We start from the raw sequence: 21664 nt of genomic DNA on the forward strand, positions 1-21664 counted from the left end.
ATTATGTTTAATAATTAACACGCCATGCATTAGCGACGACGCCCGTTGGCGCTGATTTAACCGCACGATTTAGCGATATAAAAAGGATCGGCACACCATGACTACTCGCTCTGGAACCCACGTCTGATGCGGCCAATACTTCATGCCAGCGAAAGCATTACCGTGAACGAACGTATGGTGCTGGACATTGTCCGCCGCCACCGACACATCATGCGCTCGGCGGTTTCCCCGCTGACCAACCTCACCCAGCCGTCGGTACACCGCATCATCGACAGCCTGCTGGAACGTGGGCTGCTGCGGCTGGGCGAAAGCATCGTGCACGGCCGCGGCAAACCCAGCCCGTCGCTGGAGCTGGCACCCGCCGCGCGCTACAGCATCGGCATTTCGGTAAATACGGATATGCTGGCGTTCTGCCTGTGCGATTTCAGTTGCCAGGTGGTGCATGAAGAAACGCTGGATATCGCGCTGGATGACCGCACGCGGGCGATGTTTACGCTGAAAGACCGGGTACGCAAGGCGCTGCAACGCTACGCCATTCCGACATCGGCCGTCGCCGGCATCGGGTTCGCCATCGCCGGTTATCTGATGGAAGAGAAACGGCTGTTCAATGCACCGGAACCGCTACGCGACTGGTCACTGGTGGATCTCAAAAGCGAGCTGGAGACCTTGTTCGATCTGGATGTCTGGACGGAGAACAACGCCACCACCGGCGCCATCGGTGAATCCGTGCTGGGCGCGGGGCTGCAATACCCCACCTTCGGCTACCTATCGTTTAATTACGGTTTTGGCGCCGGGCTCATCCTCAATGGGCAGCCTTTTTCCGGCGCGTTCGGCAATGCCGGGGAGATCAGCCGCATCTACACCGAGCAGGAATTCACCTCCCGCCCGGCGCTGGGCGAACTGCTCAAGCGGCTTAATGCGCGCGGGATCGATATCCAGCGGGTCAGCGCCCTGCGCCAGCAGTTCGACCCGCAATGGCCGGGCGTAGACGACTGGGTGGCGGAAGTCAGGCCATACCTGAACCGGGCGATTGACGCGTTGCGGGCGGTGGTTGACCCGGCCGCTATCGTATTTGGCGGCGAATTGCCGACGGCGCTGGGCAAGATGCTGCTCGACGTGCCGCCGACCCAGCAGCCGCCGCGTTACGGCCTCGCCGCCCAATATCCCCGTCTGTTGCTAAGCCAGATCCAGCACGACCCGTCGGTGATTGGCGCGGCGTTGATGCCGTTCAAAGCGCGTTATTTCGCCTGACGTCCGTTTGGCGTAACCCGTCGGCAAGCCAGGGTGACAATGTCACTTTTCAGACTGGCGTTGCCGCGGCCGTCAGCAAAGTCACCAGAGTGGCGACCTCTGCGTCGCAGGGCTGTTTTTCTTCCTCCACTACCAGATACAACGGTGTGAAACGCCGCCCGCCCTGCGGCAGCGACAGCGGTTTCAGCTCGCCGGAAGCCAGCCAGGGCGCGATGCGCGCCTCCGGCATCCAGCCATAACCGACGCCATGCATGACGGCTTCTATCGCGGCTTCGACCGTGGTGAACGTCCAGTTTTCGGCGCTGGCCGGCTTACGCAAACTGTCTTTTTGCTGTTGTCGGTCGATGATTTCAATCAACGGATACGCCGTGAGATCCTGAAACGACAGCGGCGTAGCTAACTGATGCAGCGGATGATCGGCCCGGGCAACAGCCACAAACGCCATTTCCATCAGCAGCCGTCCCCGGTTGATGCCCTCCCACGGTCGGGAAATCAGCCAGATATCCGCCTGACGATCCGCCAGTTGCGCCCGGTTCTCGCTGCGTAGTACCTCCATCAGGTGCACCTGCGTATGCGGATGGCGAGACTGGAAGGTGCGCAGCGCGCTGAACAGCGTGGACTTGGGAAAAATGCTGTCCACCACCAGATCGATTCTGGCGCGTCCGCCACGCCGTAGCACCTCCGCCCGCGACTCCAGCGCCTGAAAGGCGTTGAGCAACGGAATCACCTGCGCCAGCAATTGCTGCCCCTGCGCCGTCAGCACCGTTCTGCGCCCGGATGGCTCCAGCAGCGACACCCCCAGCCGCTCCTGCATCAACGACAATTGATAACTGACCGAAGATTGACTGCGGTTGAACGCTTGCGCCGCCGGGGCAAAACCGCCCAGCTCCACCACCGCCTGCAGCAGCGTCCATTGTTCCAATGTAGTTTTCGTCAACATCATGCTTCAGCCCGCCTTTGTGTACCGAATGTATCGTTCAGCCATCGCCTCAATTCATCTAATTATCGAATTAATTAGCGCTAAAAACAGCGTTATTCATCAACTTAATCCGATTTTATACTCCCGTTAGAACCTATCCCAATAGGCGTAATTGGCGTAGCCAGTTTGGACTCGGACAGCGCGGAGACAACATGCAACGCATGTTGAACGGACAATATTTGTCCGGCCCAACGGGCGAGCGCAGCGAGTAAACCGGAGCGTACACGGAGTACGTGAGGATTTCGAGCACGGCCCAGGGCCAAAATGGCAAGTAAAATAGCCTATTGGGACAGGCTCTAAGTCAATAAAAGGAAAACAGTATGAGTAGCTTCGACAAACAGGATCTCAGCGGTTTTGTGGGAAAACATCTGGTCTATACCTATGACAACGGCTGGAATTACGAGATCTACGTAAAAAACGACCACACGCTGGATTACCGCATTCACAGCGGTATCGTGGGCAATCGCTGGGTGAAGGACCAGCAGGTGTTGATCGCCCGCGTCGCCCGCGACGTCTACAAAATGTCCTGGACGGAGCCGACCGGCACCGACGTGAGCCTGATCATCAATCTGGACGATCGGATTTTCCACGGCACCATTTTCTTCCCCCGTTGGGTCATCAATAATCCGGAGAAAACCGTCTGCTTCCAGAACGATCACATTCCACTGATGGAATCTTATCGTGCGGCAGGCCCAGCTTATCCGACTGAAGTGATTGACGAATTCGCCACCATTACCTTTGTGCGCGACTGCGGCGAAGACGATAACAACGTCATCAATTGCCCGGCCAGCGACCTGCCGGACAATTTCCCGCAGAACCTGCGTTAAGTCACCCGCGGCGGGCCGCCCGGTTCGCCGTCTCTTTTCCCCTGCCATACCGCATTCACACCACCGCTATACGCCTGTACCGGGCAAAATCAAACATCATCAAATTGAAGTGGAACGCCGTTTTGAAAAATGCAAATATCGTGCGTCAGGCATGGATACTGCTGTTTTCTCCCCCACGACATAACCGTCAACTTATGGATGAAGAAATATGGATATTTTGCTTAGTCTGGTCAAAACCCCGTCGGTGATTATCGCCATCGTGGCGTTTCTCGGGTTGCTGTTTCAGCGCGCCCCGCTTTCCCGCCTGATTACCGGCACCTTTCTATCTTTTATCGGTTTCACCATGATAAAAATTGGCGGCAGCATTCTGATGAAAGTGCTGACCGCCTTCAGTTCGCTGTTTTCTCACGCCTTCGATATTGTCGGCGTGGTGCCCAGCAATGAGGCCATCATGGCGGCGACCATTGACAAGATTGGCGCGACCGCCGCGCTGATCCTGCTGTTCGCCATGGTGCTGAATATTCTGTTGGCCCGATTTACCCGGCTGAAATACATCTACCTGTCGCTACATCTGGTGCTGTTCATGGCCTTTGCCTTCACCGCGGTACTGATTCAGCTCAATTACAGCAATACCACCATCATTGTGGTGTCCTCGCTGCTGATCGGCCTTTACATGGCCGCGTCGCCCTATATTCTCAGCCGGTTCAGCCGCGCCATCATTGGCTCCAACGAATACGCCATTTCCCATGCCGCCATCTCGTCCTATGTGTTGGGGTCTTATATGGGAAAATGGTTCGGCAACAAAAACAGCGACACCGAACACCTGACGCTCAGTCAGCGCTTCGACTTTCTCCGTGAACCGAATGTGGCCACGCTGTTGACCATGCTGGTGCTGTTGTTGCTTTCCTGCCTGTTCGCCACCCAGCCGCAAATCAGGGACGCGATGGTGATGGTGTACGGCGCTGGCGCTGCGGATAAAAACGTGGTGATTTTCATTCTGGAACAGTCCGCCACCTTCGCCTGCGGTCTTTATCTGGCCAAGGCCGGCGTGAACCTGTTTACGGCTGAAATCGTGCCGGCGTTCAAGGGTTTCGCCAATGTGTTCGCCCCCGGCGCCATTCCGGCGGTCGATGTGATGGTGCTATTCACCAAAGCGCCCAACGCCACGCTGATCGGCTTTCTGATCAGCTTCTCGGTGGAGCTGGTGTGCATTCTGCTGTTCCCGCTGATCGGGCTGCCGATTATCGTGCCCGGCATCATGGCCAGTTTTATCACCGGCGGTGCCGCCGCCATTTTCGGCAACGCCACCGGCGGCGTGCGCGGCGCGGTGATCGCCAGCAGTCTGAATGGTCTGCTGCTGTGCGTGCTGCCGGCGCTGACATTGCCGCTGTTTTCGCATCTTGGCGCGCAGGGCGTCACGTTCGCCGACCCGGATTTCACACTGCCGGCGCTGATGCTGGATCGTCTGCTGCGCTGGTTTAACTGACGTATCGCTCAGCCCATCCCAAAACACAACGGCAGACCACAGGGCCTGCCGTTTTTCTGTGTCATACCGAATACGTCGGCTCAGAAAGTCGTCCAGTTATCCGCTGACGAACTGTCTGAACGACCGGCGGGCAACGCGGCGGGACGAGCGCTGCGATCCGCTATCTGCGCTCTGCTGTCCGCCATGCGCGGGCGGGCGGCAAGCGCCGGCTCATCCTGTGGCGACAGGCGGAATACCGACACCAGCCGCGACAGCTTCGCCGCCTCGTCTTCCAGCGAATTCGACGCCGCAGACGATTCATGCACCATTGAGGCGTTCTGCTGAATGGTGGTATCCATTTCCGATACCGCCGCGCCTATTTGCGCGATGCCGCGGCTCTGTTCATCCGACGCCGAGGCGATTTCGCCCATGATATCGTGTACCCGTTTGACGGATGCCATAATGTCATCCATCGCGCTCCCCGCATCCGACACCAGTACCGACCCGGTATTCACCCGGGTTACCGATTCTGAAATCAGCCCTTCAATCTCTTTGGCCGCCTGGGAACTGCGCTGCGCCAGATTACGCACCTCGCCGGCCACGACCGCAAAACCGCGCCCCTGTTCCCCTGCGCGCGCCGCTTCCACCGCGGCGTTCAACGCCAGGATATTGGTCTGGAACGCAATGCTGTTGATGACGGTGGTAATATCGGAAATCTTTTTCGAACTACCGGAAATATCATCCATAGTCTGGATCACCTTGTGGATGATCTCGCCGCCCCGATTGGCGTTACCGGAAGCCTGCTCGGAAATCTGGCTGGCATGTCGGGCGTTGTCAGCGTTGTTTTTCACCGTGGCGGTCAACTGCTCCATGCTGGCGGCGGTTTCCACGATCGCCGACGACTGCTGTCCGGTACGCGACGACAGGTCATTGTTGCCGGCAGCGATATCCGAAGAGGCTTTCGCCACACTGTAGACGCTGTGCCGAATATCAGCGATCAACTGACGTAATTTTTCCGTCATCGACATCATCGCCAACGTCAACTGCCCCAGCTCATCATGGCGCTCCACCACCACGCTGGCCGACAGATCGCCGCCGGCGATCTTCTCCGCCAATTTCAGATTGGCGATCACCGGTCGGGTAATCTGGCGGGTAACCGACCAGGCAATGAATAGCCCCAGCACTACAGCGGCGATGCCGGAAATGACCGTCTGGAACACCGAGTTATTGATAATATCGTTGTTACGAACGCCGATTTTTTTGAGAATGCCATCGATATCGCTAATCAGTTTATCCCCGGTCGCCCTGAGCGCGGAATCAGTCGTTCTCAACTGATTAACCTTGTCGTTGTATTTCACCCCGCTCTGGTTATAGCGCTCAATTCGGTTACCGAGTTCATCGACGCTATTTTTAGCCTCCGCAGGGAGCAATCCATTCAGGCTGTCGAAGGATTTTTTCGCCTGGTCATAAACCCCCTGCATCGATTTAAACGCCGCCTCGCTGCCTTCTTTTTGCAACAGATGCACTTTATCCACCAACTGTGCGTAGAGCACGGTGGTTTGATGGTACTGACGTAACAGATTGGTATCGCTTGAACTGCTGTAAAGCCCATCGCTCAGGGCCTCTTTCTGGTCAAGCGCGGCGATCTCTTTGGTGACATCGTTCATGCCGTCAACACTGTTTTTGACACGATCAATATTTTTGGCGTATTCCGTAAAGTCCTGTGCCACATTGCTAAAATCGCTCTGATAAGTCGCATCCCAACGCAGCGCGTTGGCTTTTTCATTGAGCTGACGAGCCTGTTCAAGGTATTTATTCAGGTTGTTGAGGTTGTCATTATTGAGCGTATACGTGAATTTAATACGGGCAATTCGAGTCAGATCAATAAAGTTTCCCATTTCATTCATGATCGAACTTTTGACATACAAATCCTGAATCATGAAAAAACGGACCGAGCTGAAGGCCGACGCCAAAATAACCAGCAGCAGCACAAGGCCAAATCCGCCATACATCTTGTGAGAGATCTTTAGATTTCGCACATAATTCCCAAACACACTCATCCTTGCTTCTCCGACTGGGTGAAAGGCGCCGTGAAAAAGGCGACAGATATTTTTACTTATCGGAACAAAATGGTGTTTTTTTAGCAAAATTGGGTGATGAAAATCACACTTCATGCAAAATCATGCTTCATTTCAATCAAGAGTGATTGGTTATCATCACCAACGAATCTGGCGCTCAACAAAAAAAGACCCCTGCCGGAAGGCAAGGGCTGTAGCAGTCAGGCAAGAATGTGATTATTTTGCCGCCAGCAGGCTTTTCCCAATCGCCAGCGCCACGCTGGCCTGACGCTGCTGCGCCGGCTCAAACATTTTGTTGTCCACCAGCGTCACCGGCTGGATTTCAACGATACGGCCTTTAACCACGGCAGAGCACAGCGAATGCACCACCTGGTCATTCAGAATGGTCAACAGGCAACGGAATTTGGGTGAGCCGTCGGCAACCAGATCCTTTTTTTCCGGCCGGATGCGTTGGCGCAACATCTCTTTCTCGGAGCTGGCGACCACGGCATCCAGTTCGCTGTCGCCAGCCACCGCCTGCCCGTTTGCCGCCGGTGGGGTATAAATGGTTACCAGCGCCTTACGCTTGGTTGCGGTATCCACATATTCCGTCTGTACCGAATGCTCTTTCGCATCCACCTCCACCTTCTGCCGTTTCAAACCATCGACAACAGTCGGCAGTGCATCGGCCAGTTGTTGCGAGGTATAACCGGCGATCAGATCCGGATTGCTGTTGTCGGCAAAACCATAGAGCGGCATAGCCAGTAACAAACCACACAGTCCTTTCGTTATCACGCCCTTACTCATTTTCTTCTCTCCTTAATACGCCTGATTTTTTGATATGAACCATCCCCTGATAACACTATATATCGAATTGTTTTTTTATCAGTGTGATAGCGTCAATTTTTGCCGCAATTCGGTTGTCTCGAAACGGCATCGGCGATTCAGCGCGACGATCGGTCATCCGCCACTCGGCTTTTTCCAGACGATCCACCTTTCTTGCTCTGTTCAGCACCGACAATGAAGCCGGACCTCAGAACAGGCTATGTACGCCTTTTGCCGTATCGTCCGCGGGCAGGCAGCGGAACAACAAGTGACAACGTCACCATAAAGACTGGCGCGCCGTACCACGGCAACTATAGTGTTGTTGGGTGACCCGACACCACTCAGTCCTCCGCATGGCCGCCGGTTGCGCGGCGCAGTGAACCAACACGCTGAAAACCCATGACAATGGCAAAGAAGGGAACATCATGAAACTGAAAGCATTGATTCTGTCCAGCCTGTTCGTCAGCGCGATAGCCGGCGCGGCCAGCACCACGGTCACGCTCAAAGAAGCGCTGCCAACCGGAGACGGCGATACGCTTGGCGATATCACCATCACCGAAACAGAGTACGGTCTGCTGTTCATCCCCAGTCTGAAAGGATTACCGCCGGGCATTCACGGCTTCCACGTGCATGCCAACGCCAGTTGCGCGCCGGGCGAGCAGAACGGCAACAAGGTGCCGGCATTGGCGGCCGGCGGCCATCTGGACCCACAAAAAACCGGCCGACACCTTGGCCCTTACAACGACAAAGGACATCTTGGCGACCTGCCGGGGCTAGTGGTCAATGCCGACGGCACCGCCAGTTATGAATTGCTGGCGCCACGGTTGAAGTCGCTGTCGGAGGTGAAAGACCACGCGCTGATGATTCACACCGGCGGCGATAACTACGCGGATACGCCGAAAGAGCTGGGCGGCGGTGGTATGCGTATCGCCTGCGGCGTTATTCACTAACGTTTTGTCAGCCGACTCAGCCGACAACCCGCGGCGGAGGCCGTTTTCCTCGGCCACCGCCTCCGCCGCTTTGTTGAAAAAATCATGCAGTTTTTATGTGACAGACGGCACTATTAAAGCGACAATGCTGACCACGCTTAAATCAGGTTATAGCGTCATCTTAATTGACCGACGTTTCACAACACGATATCCATGCAGACATTTTTATTTGACACGCTATCAACGCCCATCGGGGAATTATTATTGATTGCCGATGAAAATTATCACCTTAGGGCAGTGGAATGGCGTGAATATGAAGAAAAATTATATCAATCTCTGAATAAGCGTTATCGCCACGATCCGTTCGTGTTAAAAACCTGTAATAATCCTGGTGGATTAACCGATACTCTGCACGCCTATTTCGCCGGTGACCTGCATAGCATAGAAACGTTGCCGGTAGCCGCCGCCGGGACGGATTTTCAGCGCCAGGTATGGCAGGCGCTTCGCACTATATCCTGCGGTAGTACAACCACTTATGGCGAGCTGGCCGCCAGACTCGGGCAACCGGGCGCCGCGCGTGCCGTCGGCCTGGCCAATGGCGCCAACCCGATCAGTATCGTAGTCCCCTGCCATCGGGTCATCGGCGCGCAAGGCGCGCTCACCGGTTATGCCGGCGGTATTCATCGCAAACACTGGTTATTAACTCACGAAGGGTATTTGCCGCAGCAGAATTTATTCAATACCGACCATTAACTTACCGTGGATGCCGTAGCGCCAGGGTAAGAAATCCGAATGTGATGGTAAAAATATTAATAAGCTCACTATTTATTGGTCAGTTCCAGAGATAGCAGATCTTATCAGACCCAATAAAAGCTGTTAAAATTGACCGATATCAATTATCGCCTGAGTAAAGTCTATGATTCCTGAAAAGCGAATAATCCGACGCATTCAGTCTGGCGGTTGCGCAATCCATTGTCAGGACTGCAGCATCAGCCAACTGTGTATTCCTTTCACGCTGAACGAGCATGAACTTGACCAGCTCGACAACATCATCGAAAGGAAGAAACCCATCCAGAAAGGGCAAGCGTTGTTCAAGGCCGGTGATGAACTGAAATCGCTGTACGCCATCCGCTCAGGCACCATCAAAAGCTACACCATCACCGAACAGGGTGATGAACAGATCACCGGTTTCCATCTGGCGGGCGATCTGGTCGGGTTTGACGCCATCGGCAACGCCCAGCATCCCAGCTTTGCTCAGGCGCTGGAAACTTCCATGGTGTGCGAGATTCCGTTTGAAACGCTGGATGACCTGTCCGGCAAGATGCCCAATCTGCGTCAGCAGATGATGCGGCTGATGAGCGGCGAAATCCGTGGCGATCAGGACATGATCCTGCTGTTGTCAAAGAAAAACGCTGAAGAGCGTCTGGCGGCGTTCATCTACAACCTGTCTCGCCGTTTCGCCCAGCGCGGCTTCTCACCCCGCGAATTCCGCCTGACCATGACCCGCGGCGACATCGGCAACTATCTTGGCCTGACGGTGGAAACCATCAGCCGCTTGCTCGGTCGTTTCCAGAAAAGCGGCATGCTGGCGGTAAAAGGCAAATACATCACTATCGAAAATATCGAGACGCTGGCCGAGCTGGCCGGCACTTCACGTAGCAAAGCGTAACACCGCCTTCCCCTGACCGGATCAATGATTGCTCTGAATTGTTGATCCGGTCTTCATCACCAGTTGTTCAAAGCGATTTCCTTGCGTTACTCTTAACGGGCAGGCTGCAGAGTGACAGCCAACAGGAGGAGCTATGGCGAAGTATCAGAACTTACTGGTAGCTATTGACCCCAATCAGGATGACCAGCCCGCGTTGCGACGGGCCGTTTATCTGGTCCAGCGACTTGGTGGCCGTATCAAGGCGTTTTTGCCTATCTACGACTTTTCCTACGAAATGACCACCCTGCTCTCTCCGGATGAAAGAACCGAGATGAGACAAGGGGTTATCGCCCAACGAACCGAATGGATTGCGGAACAGTGTAAATACTATCTTGATGCGGGAATCGCCATTGATATCAAGGTGGTCTGGCATAACAAACCTTATGAAGCCATTATTCAGGAGGTGATTGCCGGTAAACACGACTTATTGCTCAAAATGGCTCATCAGCACGACCGGCTGGAAGCGGTGATTTTCACCCCCACCGACTGGCAGCTGTTGCGTAAATGCCCCTGCCCGGTCTGGATGGTGAAAGATCAGCCGTGGCCGGAAGACGGCCGTGCGCTGGTGGCGGTCAATCTGGCCAGCGAAGACCCGTATCACGATCCGCTTAATATCAAACTGGTGGCGGAAGCGCTGGATCTGGCTCGTCAGGTCAATCAGACCGAAGTTCATCTGGTGGGAGCCTATCCGGTCACGCCCATCAATATCGCCATTGAATTGCCGGATTTCGATCCCGGCGTTTACAACGGCGCCATTCGTGGTCAGCACCTGCTGGCGATGAAATCGCTGCGACAAAAATTCAATCTGGACGAACGTGTGACCCATGTAGAGAAAGGGCTGCCGGAAGAAGTTATTCCCGATCTGGCAGAACATTTGCAGGCTGGCGTAGTGGTGCTGGGATCGCTGGGGCGCACCGGCTTGTCCGCCGCGTTTATCGGCAACACGGTGGAGCATGTCATTGACCACCTGAAGTGCGACCTGCTCGCTATCAAGCCGGACGACTTCGTCTCGCCGGTGACGCAACAGGGAGAAGCCGACAATCCGGATGAAAACGCCTGACGTCCGTCGCGCATACCATCAAATGACAACGGGGGCCTTCTGGCCCCCGTTGTGTTTCTGCAACCGACCGCCTTCTGGCGGGCTCGGGCTTACAGCGCTTTTAGAATCGCCTCGACGCTTTCCTTGGCATCGCCAAACAGCATCTGGGTATTTTCTTTGAAGAACAGCGGGTTCTGCACACCGGCATAGCCGGTATTCATCGAACGCTTGAACACAATCACGTTTTGCGCCTTCCACACTTCCAGCACCGGCATACCGGCGATCGGGCTATGCGGATCTTCCTGCGCCGCCGGATTGACGGTGTCGTTGGCGCCAATCACCAGCACGGTGTCGGTATCGGCGAAATCATCATTGATTTCATCCATTTCCAGCACGATGTCGTAAGGCACCTTGGCTTCCGCCAGCAGCACGTTCATATGTCCCGGCAAACGCCCGGCGACCGGGTGAATACCGAAGCGCACGTTGACGCCGCGTGCCCGCAGTTTGGCGGTAATGTCGTGCACCGGATACTGCGCCTGCGCCACCGCCATGCCGTACCCCGGCGTAATGATCACCGACGTGGAGTTTTTCAGCAGTTCCGCCACCTCTTCCGCCGTGGTTTCACGATGCTCGCCAACCGCTTCATCGCTGCCGGTGGAGGAACCATCGGTACCGAAACCGCCGGCAATCACGCTAATGAACGACCGGTTCATCGCCTTGCACATGATGTAGGACAGGATGGCGCCGGAAGAACCCACCAGCGCGCCGGTAACGATCAGCAGATCGTTGCTCAGCATGAAGCCCGCTGCCGCCGCGGCCCAACCGGAATAGGAGTTCAGCATGGAAACCACCACCGGCATGTCCGCGCCGCCGATAGACGCCACCAGATGCCAGCCAAACGCCAGCGCAATCAGCGTCATCAGCAACAGCGCAAACACCTGCATTGCTACGCTTCCGGTTTTAACAAACACCAGCAGCAGTAGGAATGACAATACCAGCGCCAGCAGATTCAGCTTATGACGGTTAGGCAGCATCAGCGGTTTGGATGAGATCAGACCGCGTAGTTTGCCAAACGCGACGATCGAGCCGGTAAAGGTCACCGAACCGATGAAAATCCCCAGAAACACTTCAGTCAGGTGGATATTTTCCATGATCGGGTCAGCAATATCGCCTTCGCCGATAAAGCTGTTAAAACCGACCAGCACCGCCGCAAAACCGACAAAACTGTGCAGAATCGCCACCAGTTCCGGCATTTCGGTCATTTCCACCTTGCGGGCCAGATGCACGCCGATAGCGCCGCCGATTACCATCGCCGCGATAATCCATCCCACATTGCCGGCGTTCGGCCCCAGAATGGTCGCCAGCAGCGCAATGGTCATCCCGCTGATGCCGAAAATGTTCCCCTGACGGGACGTCTCGTGTTTGGATAAGCCAGCCAGGCTGAAAATAAACAAAATTGCAGCAACGATATACGCTGCCGTCACTAGTCCTCCAGACATCCGTTACCCCTTAATTCTTGCGGAACATTTTCAGCATGCGCTGAGTGACGGTAAACCCGCCGAAAATATTGATGCTGGCGATCAGCACGGCGATGAAGGAGAAAAAGGACACCCATCCACCATGCCCGATCTGCAACAACGCGCCCACCACAATGATGCCGGAAATGGCATTGGTGACCGACATCAACGGCGTATGCAGCGCGTGGCTGACGTTCCAGACCACGTAGTACCCCACCACGCAGGACAACGCGAATACGGTGAAGTGCGACAGGAACTCTTTCGGCGCCACGTTCGCCAGCCAGCCAAACAGCACAATAGCGATAGCGATGAAAATGAATTTTTTCCAGGGCGACGCGGGCTTAGCGTCCTGCTGCGCGACGGCAGCGGCGGCCGGTTTGGCCTGCTGCGGCTGAGCGGAAACCTGAATCGGCGGCGCCGGCCAGGTGATTTCGCCAGACTTGATGACCGTCACGCCACGAATGACGTTGTCGTCGAAATCGATATCGATCTCGCCGTTTTTCTCTTTGCACAGAAGCTTCAGCAGGTTCACCAGATTGGTGCCGTACAGCTGTGAAGATTGCGTCGGCAAACGGCTCGGCAGATCGGTATAACCGATGATTTTCACACCATTTTCCGTCATCGTGACTCGATCCGCGACGGTCAGTTCGCAGTTGCCGCCGGTCTGGGCCGCCAGATCGACAATCACGCTGCCGGGCTTCATGCCCTGCACCATCTCTTTGGTGATCAGACGTGGAGCCGGTTTACCAGGAATCAGCGCCGTGGTGACAATAATATCCACCTCTTGCGCCTGCGCCGCGAACAACGCCATTTCAGCCTTGATAAAGGCTTCGGACATCACCTTGGCGTAGCCGTCGCCGCTGCCGGCCTCTTCTTCGAATTCCAGTTCCAGGAACTCGGCGCCCATGCTTTTAACCTGTTCTTTCACTTCCGGGCGGGTATCAAACGCACGCACAATGGCGCCCAGGCTGCCTGCCGCGCCAATCGCGGCCAGGCCAGCCACACCGGCGCCGATAATCAGCACCTTGGCCGGCGGCACTTTGCCTGCCGCCGTGATCTGACCGGTGAAAAAACGACCGAATTCATGCGCGGCTTCAACAATCGCACGATAGCCGGCGATATTCGCCATCGAACTCAGCGCATCCATGGACTGGGCGCGCGAAATACGGGGAACGGAATCCATCGCCAGCACCGTCACCTGGCGCGCCGCCAGCGTTTCCAGCAATGCCGGGTTCTGTGCCGGCCAAATGAAGCTGATAATCGTGCTGCCGGCACGGGTCCATTCCACTTCCTCATCCAGCGGGGCGTTAACCTTGAGCAGGATATCGCTCTGCCAGACAGCCGCCGTATCCAGAATCGTCGCGCCGGCTTGCTCGTAAGCCTCATCCTCAAAACTAGCGAGTTTCCCAGCCCCACGCTCAATGGCGACCTCAAAGCCCAGTTTCAGCAGTTGCTCCACCGTTTTTGGCGTGGCTGCGACACGGGCTTCATTGGCCAACCTCTCTTTTGGTACACCAATACGCATTGTGAATCCCTTTTCGTTGTCACGAAGGTTTTATATGGTTGTGTCAATCACCTAAAAACTAACTTGTCGCCGTTGCCAGCACCCTCGGCGATAGCGATAAGTCCCTTTATAACCTACTTAAAATGGAATTAATGATCCACCGCTAAAACCATTAGGTTCTAAAAGCAGAATTTTGGCAGGTTACGATGCTTATTTGTGGTTAAAAATCACAGCTAAAACAGATTTTTCTACCATTATTACCACGTCAATGTTTCGAGCCATCTCACAAAAAGGCCCTGTTAACGCTTTGTTAAGCGCACTGATTTCGATAAATATCGTTTATAAAAGGAATTCGGTTATTAATAGTGATTATTTCCATTTTTCTCTTCTTCCATTATCAGCTCGGTGGTTTTGCGGGATTTGGCTTAAAATGCAGAGGCATAACGTCAGGTTCCGTGCCATAATCAGCGGCTACCACAGAAGATGGCTTGGTACGTATTTACCGTATGCGTCAGGCGAAAGGATTTTTTATGAAGCTGAAAACTAGCGTTGTTGCATCCACTCTTTTATCAATAGTAGCGTTTTCGGCGCAGGCTGCGCAGGAACTTACGCCAGAGAAAGCAGAATCACTAAAACCCTTTGAGCGTATTACCTTTCTAGGTCGTTACGATGCCATTTACGAAGCAGCGGCCGATGCCTCTAAAAAGGCGGACGAGCGCGGCGCCGCGGCTTTTTATATTCAAAGCACCTCGGAAGTGAACGGCGGGCGTTGGGCCATCACTGTGGATCTGTACCACAAGGACGCGCCGGAAGCGACTAAAGACACGAGTTACCGTGAATTCAGCGGCGTGAAAGAACTGCCGAAAGATGAAGCGGTGCGTCTGGAGCCCTATGACACCGTCACGGTCACCGGCTATTTCGGCAACCAGCCGGAAGTAAATGAAGCCATCGGTAGCGCAGCTAAGAAAAAAGGCGCTTATTCCTTCTATATCGTGCGTCAGGTCGATATCAATTCCAGCGGCGCAACCCAGTCCATCACCGCTTTCGTCTACAAGAAAGATGCGCCGAAACGTCAGGTGCAAAGCCCGGACGCTATTCCGGCAAACTCTGAAGCCGGTAAGGCCGCGATTGCCGCTGGCGGCGCAGCTGCTTCCAAAGTGGAAATCCCCGGCGTGGCGACGTCTTCCAGCCTGAGTAACAAGGTAGGCAACTTCTTCCAGACTCAGTCTTCATCTGGTGGTTCACGTTATACCGTCACCATGCCCGATGGCAGCAACATTCAGGAACTGAATAACGCGACCGCGGCACAGATGGCGCCGTTTGATTCCATCACTCTGCGTGGTAGCTTCAACAGCCCAACCGATATCTCTGAAGAAGTTGCCAAACAGGCAGCGAAAAAAGGCGCCAAGTTCTACCACATCACCAAAGAGTGGCAGGAAAAAGGTGACCACTACACCATCAGCGCCGATTTGTACAAATAACCATTTGTGCACGCACACGATGCATAAAAAAACCGCCATCTGGCGGTTTTTTTACATCTGGCGGATGGTTCAGTTGCTGGTATCCAGTTCCGGGAAGCTTTTGACCAGCTCATCGATCGCTTTCATTTGCTGCAGGAACGGTTCCAGTTTAGCCAGCGGCAAAGCGGAAGGACCGTCACACATGGCGCTGTTCGGCTCCGGATGGGCTTCAATAAACAGCCCCGCAATCCCAACCGCCATACCGGCACGCGCCAGTTCAGCCACCTGAGCACGGCGTCCGCCAGACGCGGCGCCGAACGGGTCGCGGCATTGCAACGCGTGGGTAACATCGAAAATCACCGGCGCGCCGTGGGAAACCTGCTTCATGACATTAAAGCCCAGCATATCCACTACCAGGTTGTCGTAACCAAAGTTGCTGCCGCGATCGCACAGAATGACCTGCTCGTTGCCGCCCTCGCGGAATTTATCCACGATATTGCCTACCTGCCCTGGGCTGATGAACTGCGGTTTTTTGATGTTGATGACCGCGCCGGTTTTCGCCATCGCTTCCACCAGGTCGGTCTGGCGAGCGAGGAATGCCGGCAGCTGAATCACATCCACCACCTCGGATACCGGTTGTGCCTGCTGCGGTTCATGCACGTCGGTAATGATTTTTACGCCAAAAGTTTGCTTCAGTTCCTGGAAAATCTTCATCCCTTCTTCCAGACCCGGACCACGGTAAGAGTGGATGGAGGAGCGGTTCGCCTTATCAAAAGACGCCTTGAAGACATACGGGATGCCCAGTTTCTGCGTTACCGCGACATAATGTTCGCAAATCCGCATCGCCAGATCGCGGGATTCGAGCACATTCATGCCGCCAAACAGTACAAACGGCAGAGAGTTGGCAACCGGGATATCTCCGATGTTAACCACTTTATTGTTCATAAACTTACCTTATTGTCGGATAAATCAGATGATCGGGGTTTAGGCGCTTTCCCGAACTAGTGCAGCACAATCTGCTTCTGTTCGATGGAATGAATCTGCACTTTTATCATTTCGCTGACCGGATCTTCCGGGCATTGTTCCACGAAATAACTCAGGTCTGACAAGGCGATATGGTCGCACTCCAGTTGTGCGTAAATCAGGCCGCGGTCACGGATTTCATACGGATCTTCCGGATCGAACTGCAGCACGGCCTCACTGGCGCGCAACGCCAGCTCCATCTGTTTCTCTTCCATCAACGCGACCTTGAGCGTATCCAGCAGCTTGCGGACAATCATCACGTTTTCCGCTTCATCCAGATCGCTATCCATCAGCCTGGCGGAAAGACCAATGTTGCCTTTTAGCCACACTTCCAGCACGTGTTCACTCAGCGTGTCGCCGTTCAGCGGATTAATCAGCCACATTTCATCGTCGAGCCAGTCGGCGCGTAAAATCAGTTGGGTAGGGAAAATCACCGGCATCAGCGGCAATCCCAACTGATTGGCAATATGCAGGAAGATGATTCCCAACGACACCGGCATCCCCTGTCGGGTCGCCAGCACGTTGTCCAACCACAGGACGTCGGACAAATGGTAAACGCCGCTGGCGCCGCCAAAGCCCCAGGTACGGAAGAAGAGCTCAATGAGCTGTTCCAGCTGTTGATCCTGATCCAGATCGGCGGAGATGGTCGCCCGCGCTTCTTCAACGAGTTGCTGCAGATTTTGTCTCACTTCCTGCGCGGAAAAATCGCGGCGTATTGACTGGGAAACCAGAATCACGCCTTCACTTAAGGGTGACTGGTTAAATTCAAAATCAGCAATAGAACTCATAGTTATTCCATCAAGCAAAGATAACGTCAGCTGTACGTCTGAAAAGGCAAACTTCTCTATCAGCCTATACATGCCTTGCGGGCGCGGAAGCCAGCGGATCAGATAATAATGCCAAACCTGGCGTTCGTCAGCTGGTCTGTCCGGAACGACAAGCGATAATCATGGCTAATCATTACCAATGTGATCCTGCTCAAGCCCCGACGACACAGGCTGAGGTCGCACTCAACACACGCAGGTTGCCCCAGCGGGCCATTGCCCCAGCGTCACCCGCTCATTATCGCCATAATCACGGCAGGTTTTCACCTGTACAAAACCGTACTGCGTCAATAATGACCGTACCGCATCGCCCTGCTGCCAGCCATGTTCCAGCAGCAACCAGCCGTTATCCAGCAAGAATGCCCCCGCCTGCCGGATAATCTGCCGTAAATCAGCCAGCCCTGCGTCTCCCGCCACCAGCGCGCTGGCAGGTTCGAAACGCACATCGCCGCGCGACAAGTGCGGGTCATGCTCGTCAATGTACGGCGGGTTGCTGACAATCAGGGCGAAACGTTGCCCATCCAACGGCGAAAACCAGTCTCCCGGCAAAAAACGGGCGTTGACGATCCCCAACTGGCTGGCATTATGACTGGCCAGCGTTACCGCGTCGGGCTGACTGTCAATCCCCACCACCTGACAGTCCGGCCGCTCATGCGCAATCGCCAGCGCAATCGCCCCGGTGCCGGTGCCCAAATCCAGCACCGATGAGGCGCCGGCGGGTAAATGCGCCAGCGCCTGCTCGACCAGACACTCGGTATCTGGACGCGGGATCAGCGTCGCGGGCGATACGGCCAGCGGCAGCGACCAAAATTCCCGCTGCCCGACCAGATAGGCAATCGGCTCGCCGGTGGCGCGACGCGCCAGCAAGGCGTCAAGCGCCGAGATCTCACCGTCGCTCAAATCGGTTTCACCAAAAGCCAGCAGAAACGTACGTCGTTTGCCGGTTACATGTTCCAGTAGGATCTCGGCGTCTCGCTTCGGGCTGTCGCTGGCCTGCAGCCGGGCCGCCGCCTGTTTCAGCCAGTGCTGATAATTCATTGATCCTGCTCGGCCAGCGCCGCCAGTTGATCCGCCTGATATTCCTGCACGATAGGCTGAATCAACATATCCAGTTTGCCTTCCATCGCTTCATCCAGCCGATAGAGCGTCAGGTTGATGCGGTGATCGGTCACCCTTCCCTGTGGAAAGTTATAGGTGCGGATACGGTCGGAGCGGTCGCCGCTGCCCAACAAGTTACGTCGGGTTGAGGCTTCTTCCTGCTGACGTTTTTGCATTTCCGCGGCGCGAATACGGGCCGCCAGCACCGACAACGCTTTGGCTTTGTTCTTGTGCTGTGAACGCTCATCCTGACACTCCACCACAATGCCGGTCGGCAGATGGGTGATACGGATAGCGGAATCGGTGGTGTTGACGTGCTGTCCGCCCGCGCCGGAGGAGCGGAAGGTATCGATTCTCAGATCGGAAGGGTTGATATCCGGCAGTTCCGCTTCCGGCACTTCCGGCATTACCGCGACGGTACAGGCGGAGGTATGGATACGCCCCTGCGACTCGGTAGCCGGCACGCGTTGCACCCGGTGACCGCCGGACTCGAATTTCAACTGGCCGTAGGCGCCTTCGCCCACCACCTTGGCGATCATCTCTTTGTAGCCGCCGTGTTCGCCGTCGTTTGCGCTCATGATTTCAATCTTCCAGCGACGGGATTCGGCATACCGGCTGTACATACGGAACAGGTCGCCGGCAAACAGCGCGGCTTCATCGCCACCGGTGCCGGCACGGATTTCGAGGAAACAACCACGTTCGTCATCCGGGTCCTTCGGCAGCAGCAACACCTGCAGTTGCTGTTCCAGTTCTTCGCTGGCCGCTTTGGCTGCTTTCAGTTCGTCCTGCGCCAAATCACGCATTTCAGGGTCATCCAGCATCAGTTCGGCCGTGGCGAGATCATCCTGCGTCTGCTGCCAGCGCTGAAAGCAACGGGTAATGTCGGTAAGTTGCGCGTACTCGCGGGACAATGCCCGGAAACGGTCCATATCGGCAATCACGCTGGGTTCTCCCAGCAGCGCCTGCACTTCTTCATGGCGCTCTTGTAACGCTTCCAGTTTGGCAACAATAGAAGACTTCATGCGGGCGGTTCAATCCTGTGTTGAATCATTATGGGGGAAGAAGAATGCTAGTTCAGGCCGAGGCTGTCACGCAAAATCTGCAAACGCTCCAGATCGCCGTCGCGGGCGGCCTGTTGCAATGACCGGGTGGGGGCATGGATCAGGCGGTTGGTCAGCCGGTGCGCCAGTTCCTGTACGATGGCATCCACATCGCCGCCATTCTGTATCGCCGCCAACGCTTTGGCGGTCATATCTTCACGCAGGCGATCCGCCTGAGAGCGATAGTCGCGGATGGTGTCCACCGCCGCCTGCGCGCGCAGCCAGGCCATGAACTCCGAACACTCCTGCTGCACGATGGATTCAGCCTGAATGGCCGCCGCTTTGCGCTGCGCCAGATTGTGCTGAATGATGGCCTGCAGGTCGTCGACGCTATACAGATAAATGTTCGGCAGCCGCCCTACTTCAGGTTCGATGTCGCGCGGTACGGCGATATCCACCATCAGCATCGGCTGATTGCGGCGGGTTTTCATCGTACGCTCCATCATCCCTTTGCCGATGATGGGCAGCGTACTGGCGGTGGAACTGATGACAATGTCCGCCTGCGGTAAATACGTATCCAGTTCCGCCAGCGTAATCACGTCGGCGCCGACTTCTTCTGCCAGCGCCTGAGCGCGCTCGCGCGTCCGGTTGGCAATTACCATCCGCTTCACGCGGTGCTCGCGCAGATGGCGGGACACCAGCTCGATGGTTTCGCCTGCGCCCACCAGCAGTACATTGACGTCGGCCAAAGATTCGAAGATCTGCCGCGCCAGCGTACAGGCGGCAAACGCCACCGACACCGCGCTGGCGCCGATATCGGTTTCGGTACGCACCCGTTTGGCGACGGTAAACGATTTCTGGAACATGCGCTCCAGATCGCCAGACAGCGAACGTTCGCGCTGAGAATCGGCAAACGCTTTCTTGACCTGCCCCAGAATCTGGGGTTCGCCCAGCACCAGCGAATCCAGCCCGCTGGCGACGCGCATCAGGTGACTGACAGCGGCGTTGCCTTCATGCCAGTAGAGATTTTTGCGGATTTCATCGGGATTGAGCCGGTGATAATCACACAGCCAGGCAATCAGCTGCTCGTGGCGGTTTTCCTGCGCGTCCACACTGAGATAGAGTTCGGTACGGTTGCAGGTGGAAAGCAACACGCCGCCCTGAACTAACGGTTGCTGTAACAGACTGTGCAGCGCCTGCCCCTGTCTGTCCGGCGAGAACGCTACGCGCTCCCGCAGAGAGACTGGTGCTGTTTTATGATTGATGCCAAGCGCAAGCAGGGTCATGGTTTACAGAGTAATCCCGGTGTTAGTATGGGTTTCATCTGAGGGGCATTCTACTTGAAGCCTGCGGGCAAGAAAAGTGACCCAGGGCAACCGCGTTCACGTTGTCGCCAGCGCGCCGGGCAGCATCACAGGCATTGACGCTGCCAGCCAACCCCGCTAGCGTGACGCCTTGTTGTGAACCCATGATGCTTGTAACAGGACCTTTTCGACATGCCCAATAATCCCGTTCGCGCCTTACGGTTACTGCCTTTGGCGAGTGTGTTACTGACTGCCTGTACCCTGACGCAGCCCACCTTGCCGGGTAAAAAACCGACCTCTCCCGAGTGGCGCGAGCATGAGCAAAAAGTGCAGAATCTGACCAACTATCAGACCCGCGGCTCATTCGCCTATATTTCCGATAGGAAAAAGCTGTATGCCCGTTTCTTCTGGCAGCAATTTTCGCCGCAGCGTTACCGTCTGCTGCTGACCAGCCCGCTGGGCAGTACCGAACTGGAACTGCAGGCCGGCGCGAACAGCGTTCAAATTACCGATGGTCAGGGCAAGCGCTATGTGGGTAAAGACGCACAGTACATGGTTCAGCAGTTAACCGGCATGGCTATTCCGCTCGATAATTTGCGCCAGTGGATGCTTGGCCTGCCGGGCGACGCGCAGGATTTCGCCCTGGATGAACGCGCTCTGCTGCGCAGCGTAAACTATCAGCAGGGCGACCAGCACTGGAGCGTGTCCTATCAGTCCTATACCGATGGTCCGCTGCCGTTGCCGCAAAGCCTGGAACTGACGCAGGGCGAGCAGCGCATCAAACTGAAAATGGACAACTGGACGACGCAATAAA

19 protein-coding genes are annotated in these 21664 nt (G+C 55.6%); 9 read left to right on the forward strand and 10 right to left on the reverse strand.

The genetic code is table 11. The annotated features are described in order from the left end of the window. The first annotated feature begins 126 nt into the window (after positions 1 to 126). On the forward strand, positions 127 to 1251 hold the full coding sequence (locus DXX3274_RS11345; RefSeq protein ID WP_042859866.1) for an ROK family protein: 1125 nt from the start codon (positions 127 to 129) through the stop codon (positions 1249 to 1251). A 49-nt stretch (positions 1252 to 1300) separates the two neighbouring features. Here DXX3274_RS11345 and DXX3274_RS11350 read toward each other — a convergent pair whose 3' ends face one another. Further along, positions 1301 to 2191, reverse strand: coding sequence for a LysR family transcriptional regulator (locus DXX3274_RS11350; protein WP_042862068.1), 891 nt, complete (start codon positions 2189 to 2191; stop codon positions 1301 to 1303). Between the two features lie 359 nt (positions 2192 to 2550). Between DXX3274_RS11350 and DXX3274_RS11355 the strand changes: the two genes are divergently transcribed. Both DXX3274_RS11355 and DXX3274_RS11360 read left to right on the forward strand, forming a co-directional pair. Continuing rightward, the gene (locus DXX3274_RS11355; protein WP_042859867.1) at positions 2551 to 3057 is read left to right on the forward strand and encodes a phenolic acid decarboxylase; all 507 of its coding nucleotides are present in this window, start codon (positions 2551 to 2553) and stop codon (positions 3055 to 3057) included. A gap of 208 nt (positions 3058 to 3265) precedes the next feature. Beyond that, on the forward strand, positions 3266 to 4543 hold the full coding sequence (locus tag DXX3274_RS11360; protein ID WP_042859868.1) for a PTS ascorbate transporter subunit IIC: 1278 nt from the start codon (positions 3266 to 3268) through the stop codon (positions 4541 to 4543). Between the two features lie 80 nt (positions 4544 to 4623). Here the strand turns inward: DXX3274_RS11360 and DXX3274_RS11365 are convergent, their stop codons facing one another. Both DXX3274_RS11365 and DXX3274_RS11370 read right to left on the reverse strand, forming a co-directional pair. Next, positions 4624 to 6582, reverse strand: coding sequence for a methyl-accepting chemotaxis protein (locus DXX3274_RS11365; RefSeq protein ID WP_042859869.1), 1959 nt, complete (start codon positions 6580 to 6582; stop codon positions 4624 to 4626). A 234-nt stretch (positions 6583 to 6816) separates the two neighbouring features. Continuing rightward, on the reverse strand, positions 6817 to 7386 hold the full coding sequence (locus DXX3274_RS11370) for a hypothetical protein (protein ID WP_042859870.1): 570 nt from the start codon (positions 7384 to 7386) through the stop codon (positions 6817 to 6819). A gap of 443 nt (positions 7387 to 7829) precedes the next feature. On the opposite strand from DXX3274_RS11370, the gene sodC reads away from it, so the two are divergent. From sodC to uspE, 4 genes are all read left to right on the forward strand, one after another. Next, positions 7830 to 8354, forward strand: coding sequence for a superoxide dismutase family protein (gene sodC / locus DXX3274_RS11375; protein WP_042859871.1), 525 nt, complete (start codon positions 7830 to 7832; stop codon positions 8352 to 8354). 192 nt (positions 8355 to 8546) lie between these two features. Beyond that, complete coding sequence (ogt, locus tag DXX3274_RS11380; RefSeq protein WP_042859872.1) at positions 8547 to 9086, forward strand: methylated-DNA--[protein]-cysteine S-methyltransferase; 540 nt, start codon at positions 8547 to 8549, stop codon at positions 9084 to 9086. A gap of 163 nt (positions 9087 to 9249) precedes the next feature. Next, the gene (fnr, locus tag DXX3274_RS11385) at positions 9250 to 10002 is read left to right on the forward strand and encodes a fumarate/nitrate reduction transcriptional regulator Fnr (protein ID WP_022633602.1); all 753 of its coding nucleotides are present in this window, start codon (positions 9250 to 9252) and stop codon (positions 10000 to 10002) included. Positions 10003 to 10135: 133 nt separating this feature from the next. Then, positions 10136 to 11101, forward strand: a complete 966-nt coding sequence (uspE, locus tag DXX3274_RS11390; RefSeq protein ID WP_042859873.1) for a universal stress protein UspE — start codon at positions 10136 to 10138, stop codon at positions 11099 to 11101. A gap of 89 nt (positions 11102 to 11190) precedes the next feature. Here uspE and pntB read toward each other — a convergent pair whose 3' ends face one another. Continuing rightward, entirely contained in the window at positions 11191 to 12579 is a 1389-nt protein-coding gene (pntB, locus tag DXX3274_RS11395) for a Re/Si-specific NAD(P)(+) transhydrogenase subunit beta (protein ID WP_042859874.1), read from the reverse strand. A gap of 10 nt (positions 12580 to 12589) precedes the next feature. Beyond that, entirely contained in the window at positions 12590 to 14122 is a 1533-nt protein-coding gene (pntA, locus tag DXX3274_RS11400; protein WP_042859875.1) for a Re/Si-specific NAD(P)(+) transhydrogenase subunit alpha, read from the reverse strand. 509 nt (positions 14123 to 14631) lie between these two features. On the opposite strand from pntA, the gene ydgH reads away from it, so the two are divergent. Continuing rightward, the gene (gene ydgH / locus DXX3274_RS11405) at positions 14632 to 15582 is read left to right on the forward strand and encodes a DUF1471 family protein YdgH (RefSeq protein ID WP_042862069.1); all 951 of its coding nucleotides are present in this window, start codon (positions 14632 to 14634) and stop codon (positions 15580 to 15582) included. Positions 15583 to 15651: 69 nt separating this feature from the next. Here the strand turns inward: ydgH and kdsA are convergent, their stop codons facing one another. The 5 genes from kdsA to hemA all read right to left on the reverse strand — a co-directional run bounded on the left by kdsA (position 15652) and on the right by hemA (position 20832). Beyond that, positions 15652 to 16506, reverse strand: coding sequence for a 3-deoxy-8-phosphooctulonate synthase (gene kdsA, locus DXX3274_RS11410; protein WP_042859876.1), 855 nt, complete (start codon positions 16504 to 16506; stop codon positions 15652 to 15654). Between the two features lie 56 nt (positions 16507 to 16562). Further along, complete coding sequence (gene sirB1 / locus DXX3274_RS11415) at positions 16563 to 17372, reverse strand: invasion regulator SirB1 (RefSeq protein ID WP_042859877.1); 810 nt, start codon at positions 17370 to 17372, stop codon at positions 16563 to 16565. Positions 17373 to 17594: 222 nt separating this feature from the next. Further along, complete coding sequence (prmC, locus tag DXX3274_RS11420) at positions 17595 to 18446, reverse strand: peptide chain release factor N(5)-glutamine methyltransferase (RefSeq protein ID WP_042859878.1); 852 nt, start codon at positions 18444 to 18446, stop codon at positions 17595 to 17597. Next, a complete protein-coding gene (prfA, locus tag DXX3274_RS11425) occupies positions 18443 to 19528 on the reverse strand; it encodes a peptide chain release factor 1 (RefSeq protein WP_042859879.1) in 1086 nt (361 codons plus the stop codon). Before prfA ends, prmC begins: the two co-directional genes overlap by 4 nt. Before the next feature lie 47 nt (positions 19529 to 19575). Continuing rightward, positions 19576 to 20832, reverse strand: a complete 1257-nt coding sequence (hemA, locus tag DXX3274_RS11430; protein WP_042859880.1) for a glutamyl-tRNA reductase — start codon at positions 20830 to 20832, stop codon at positions 19576 to 19578. 210 nt (positions 20833 to 21042) lie between these two features. Between hemA and lolB the strand changes: the two genes are divergently transcribed. Next, a complete protein-coding gene (gene lolB / locus DXX3274_RS11435; protein WP_039695402.1) occupies positions 21043 to 21663 on the forward strand; it encodes a lipoprotein insertase outer membrane protein LolB in 621 nt (206 codons plus the stop codon). The last annotated feature ends 1 nt before the right edge of the window (position 21664 follow it).

This window comes from Dickeya sp. NCPPB 3274 (assembly GCF_000406205.1).
Classification (GTDB): domain Bacteria; phylum Pseudomonadota; class Gammaproteobacteria; order Enterobacterales; family Enterobacteriaceae; genus Dickeya; species Dickeya fangzhongdai.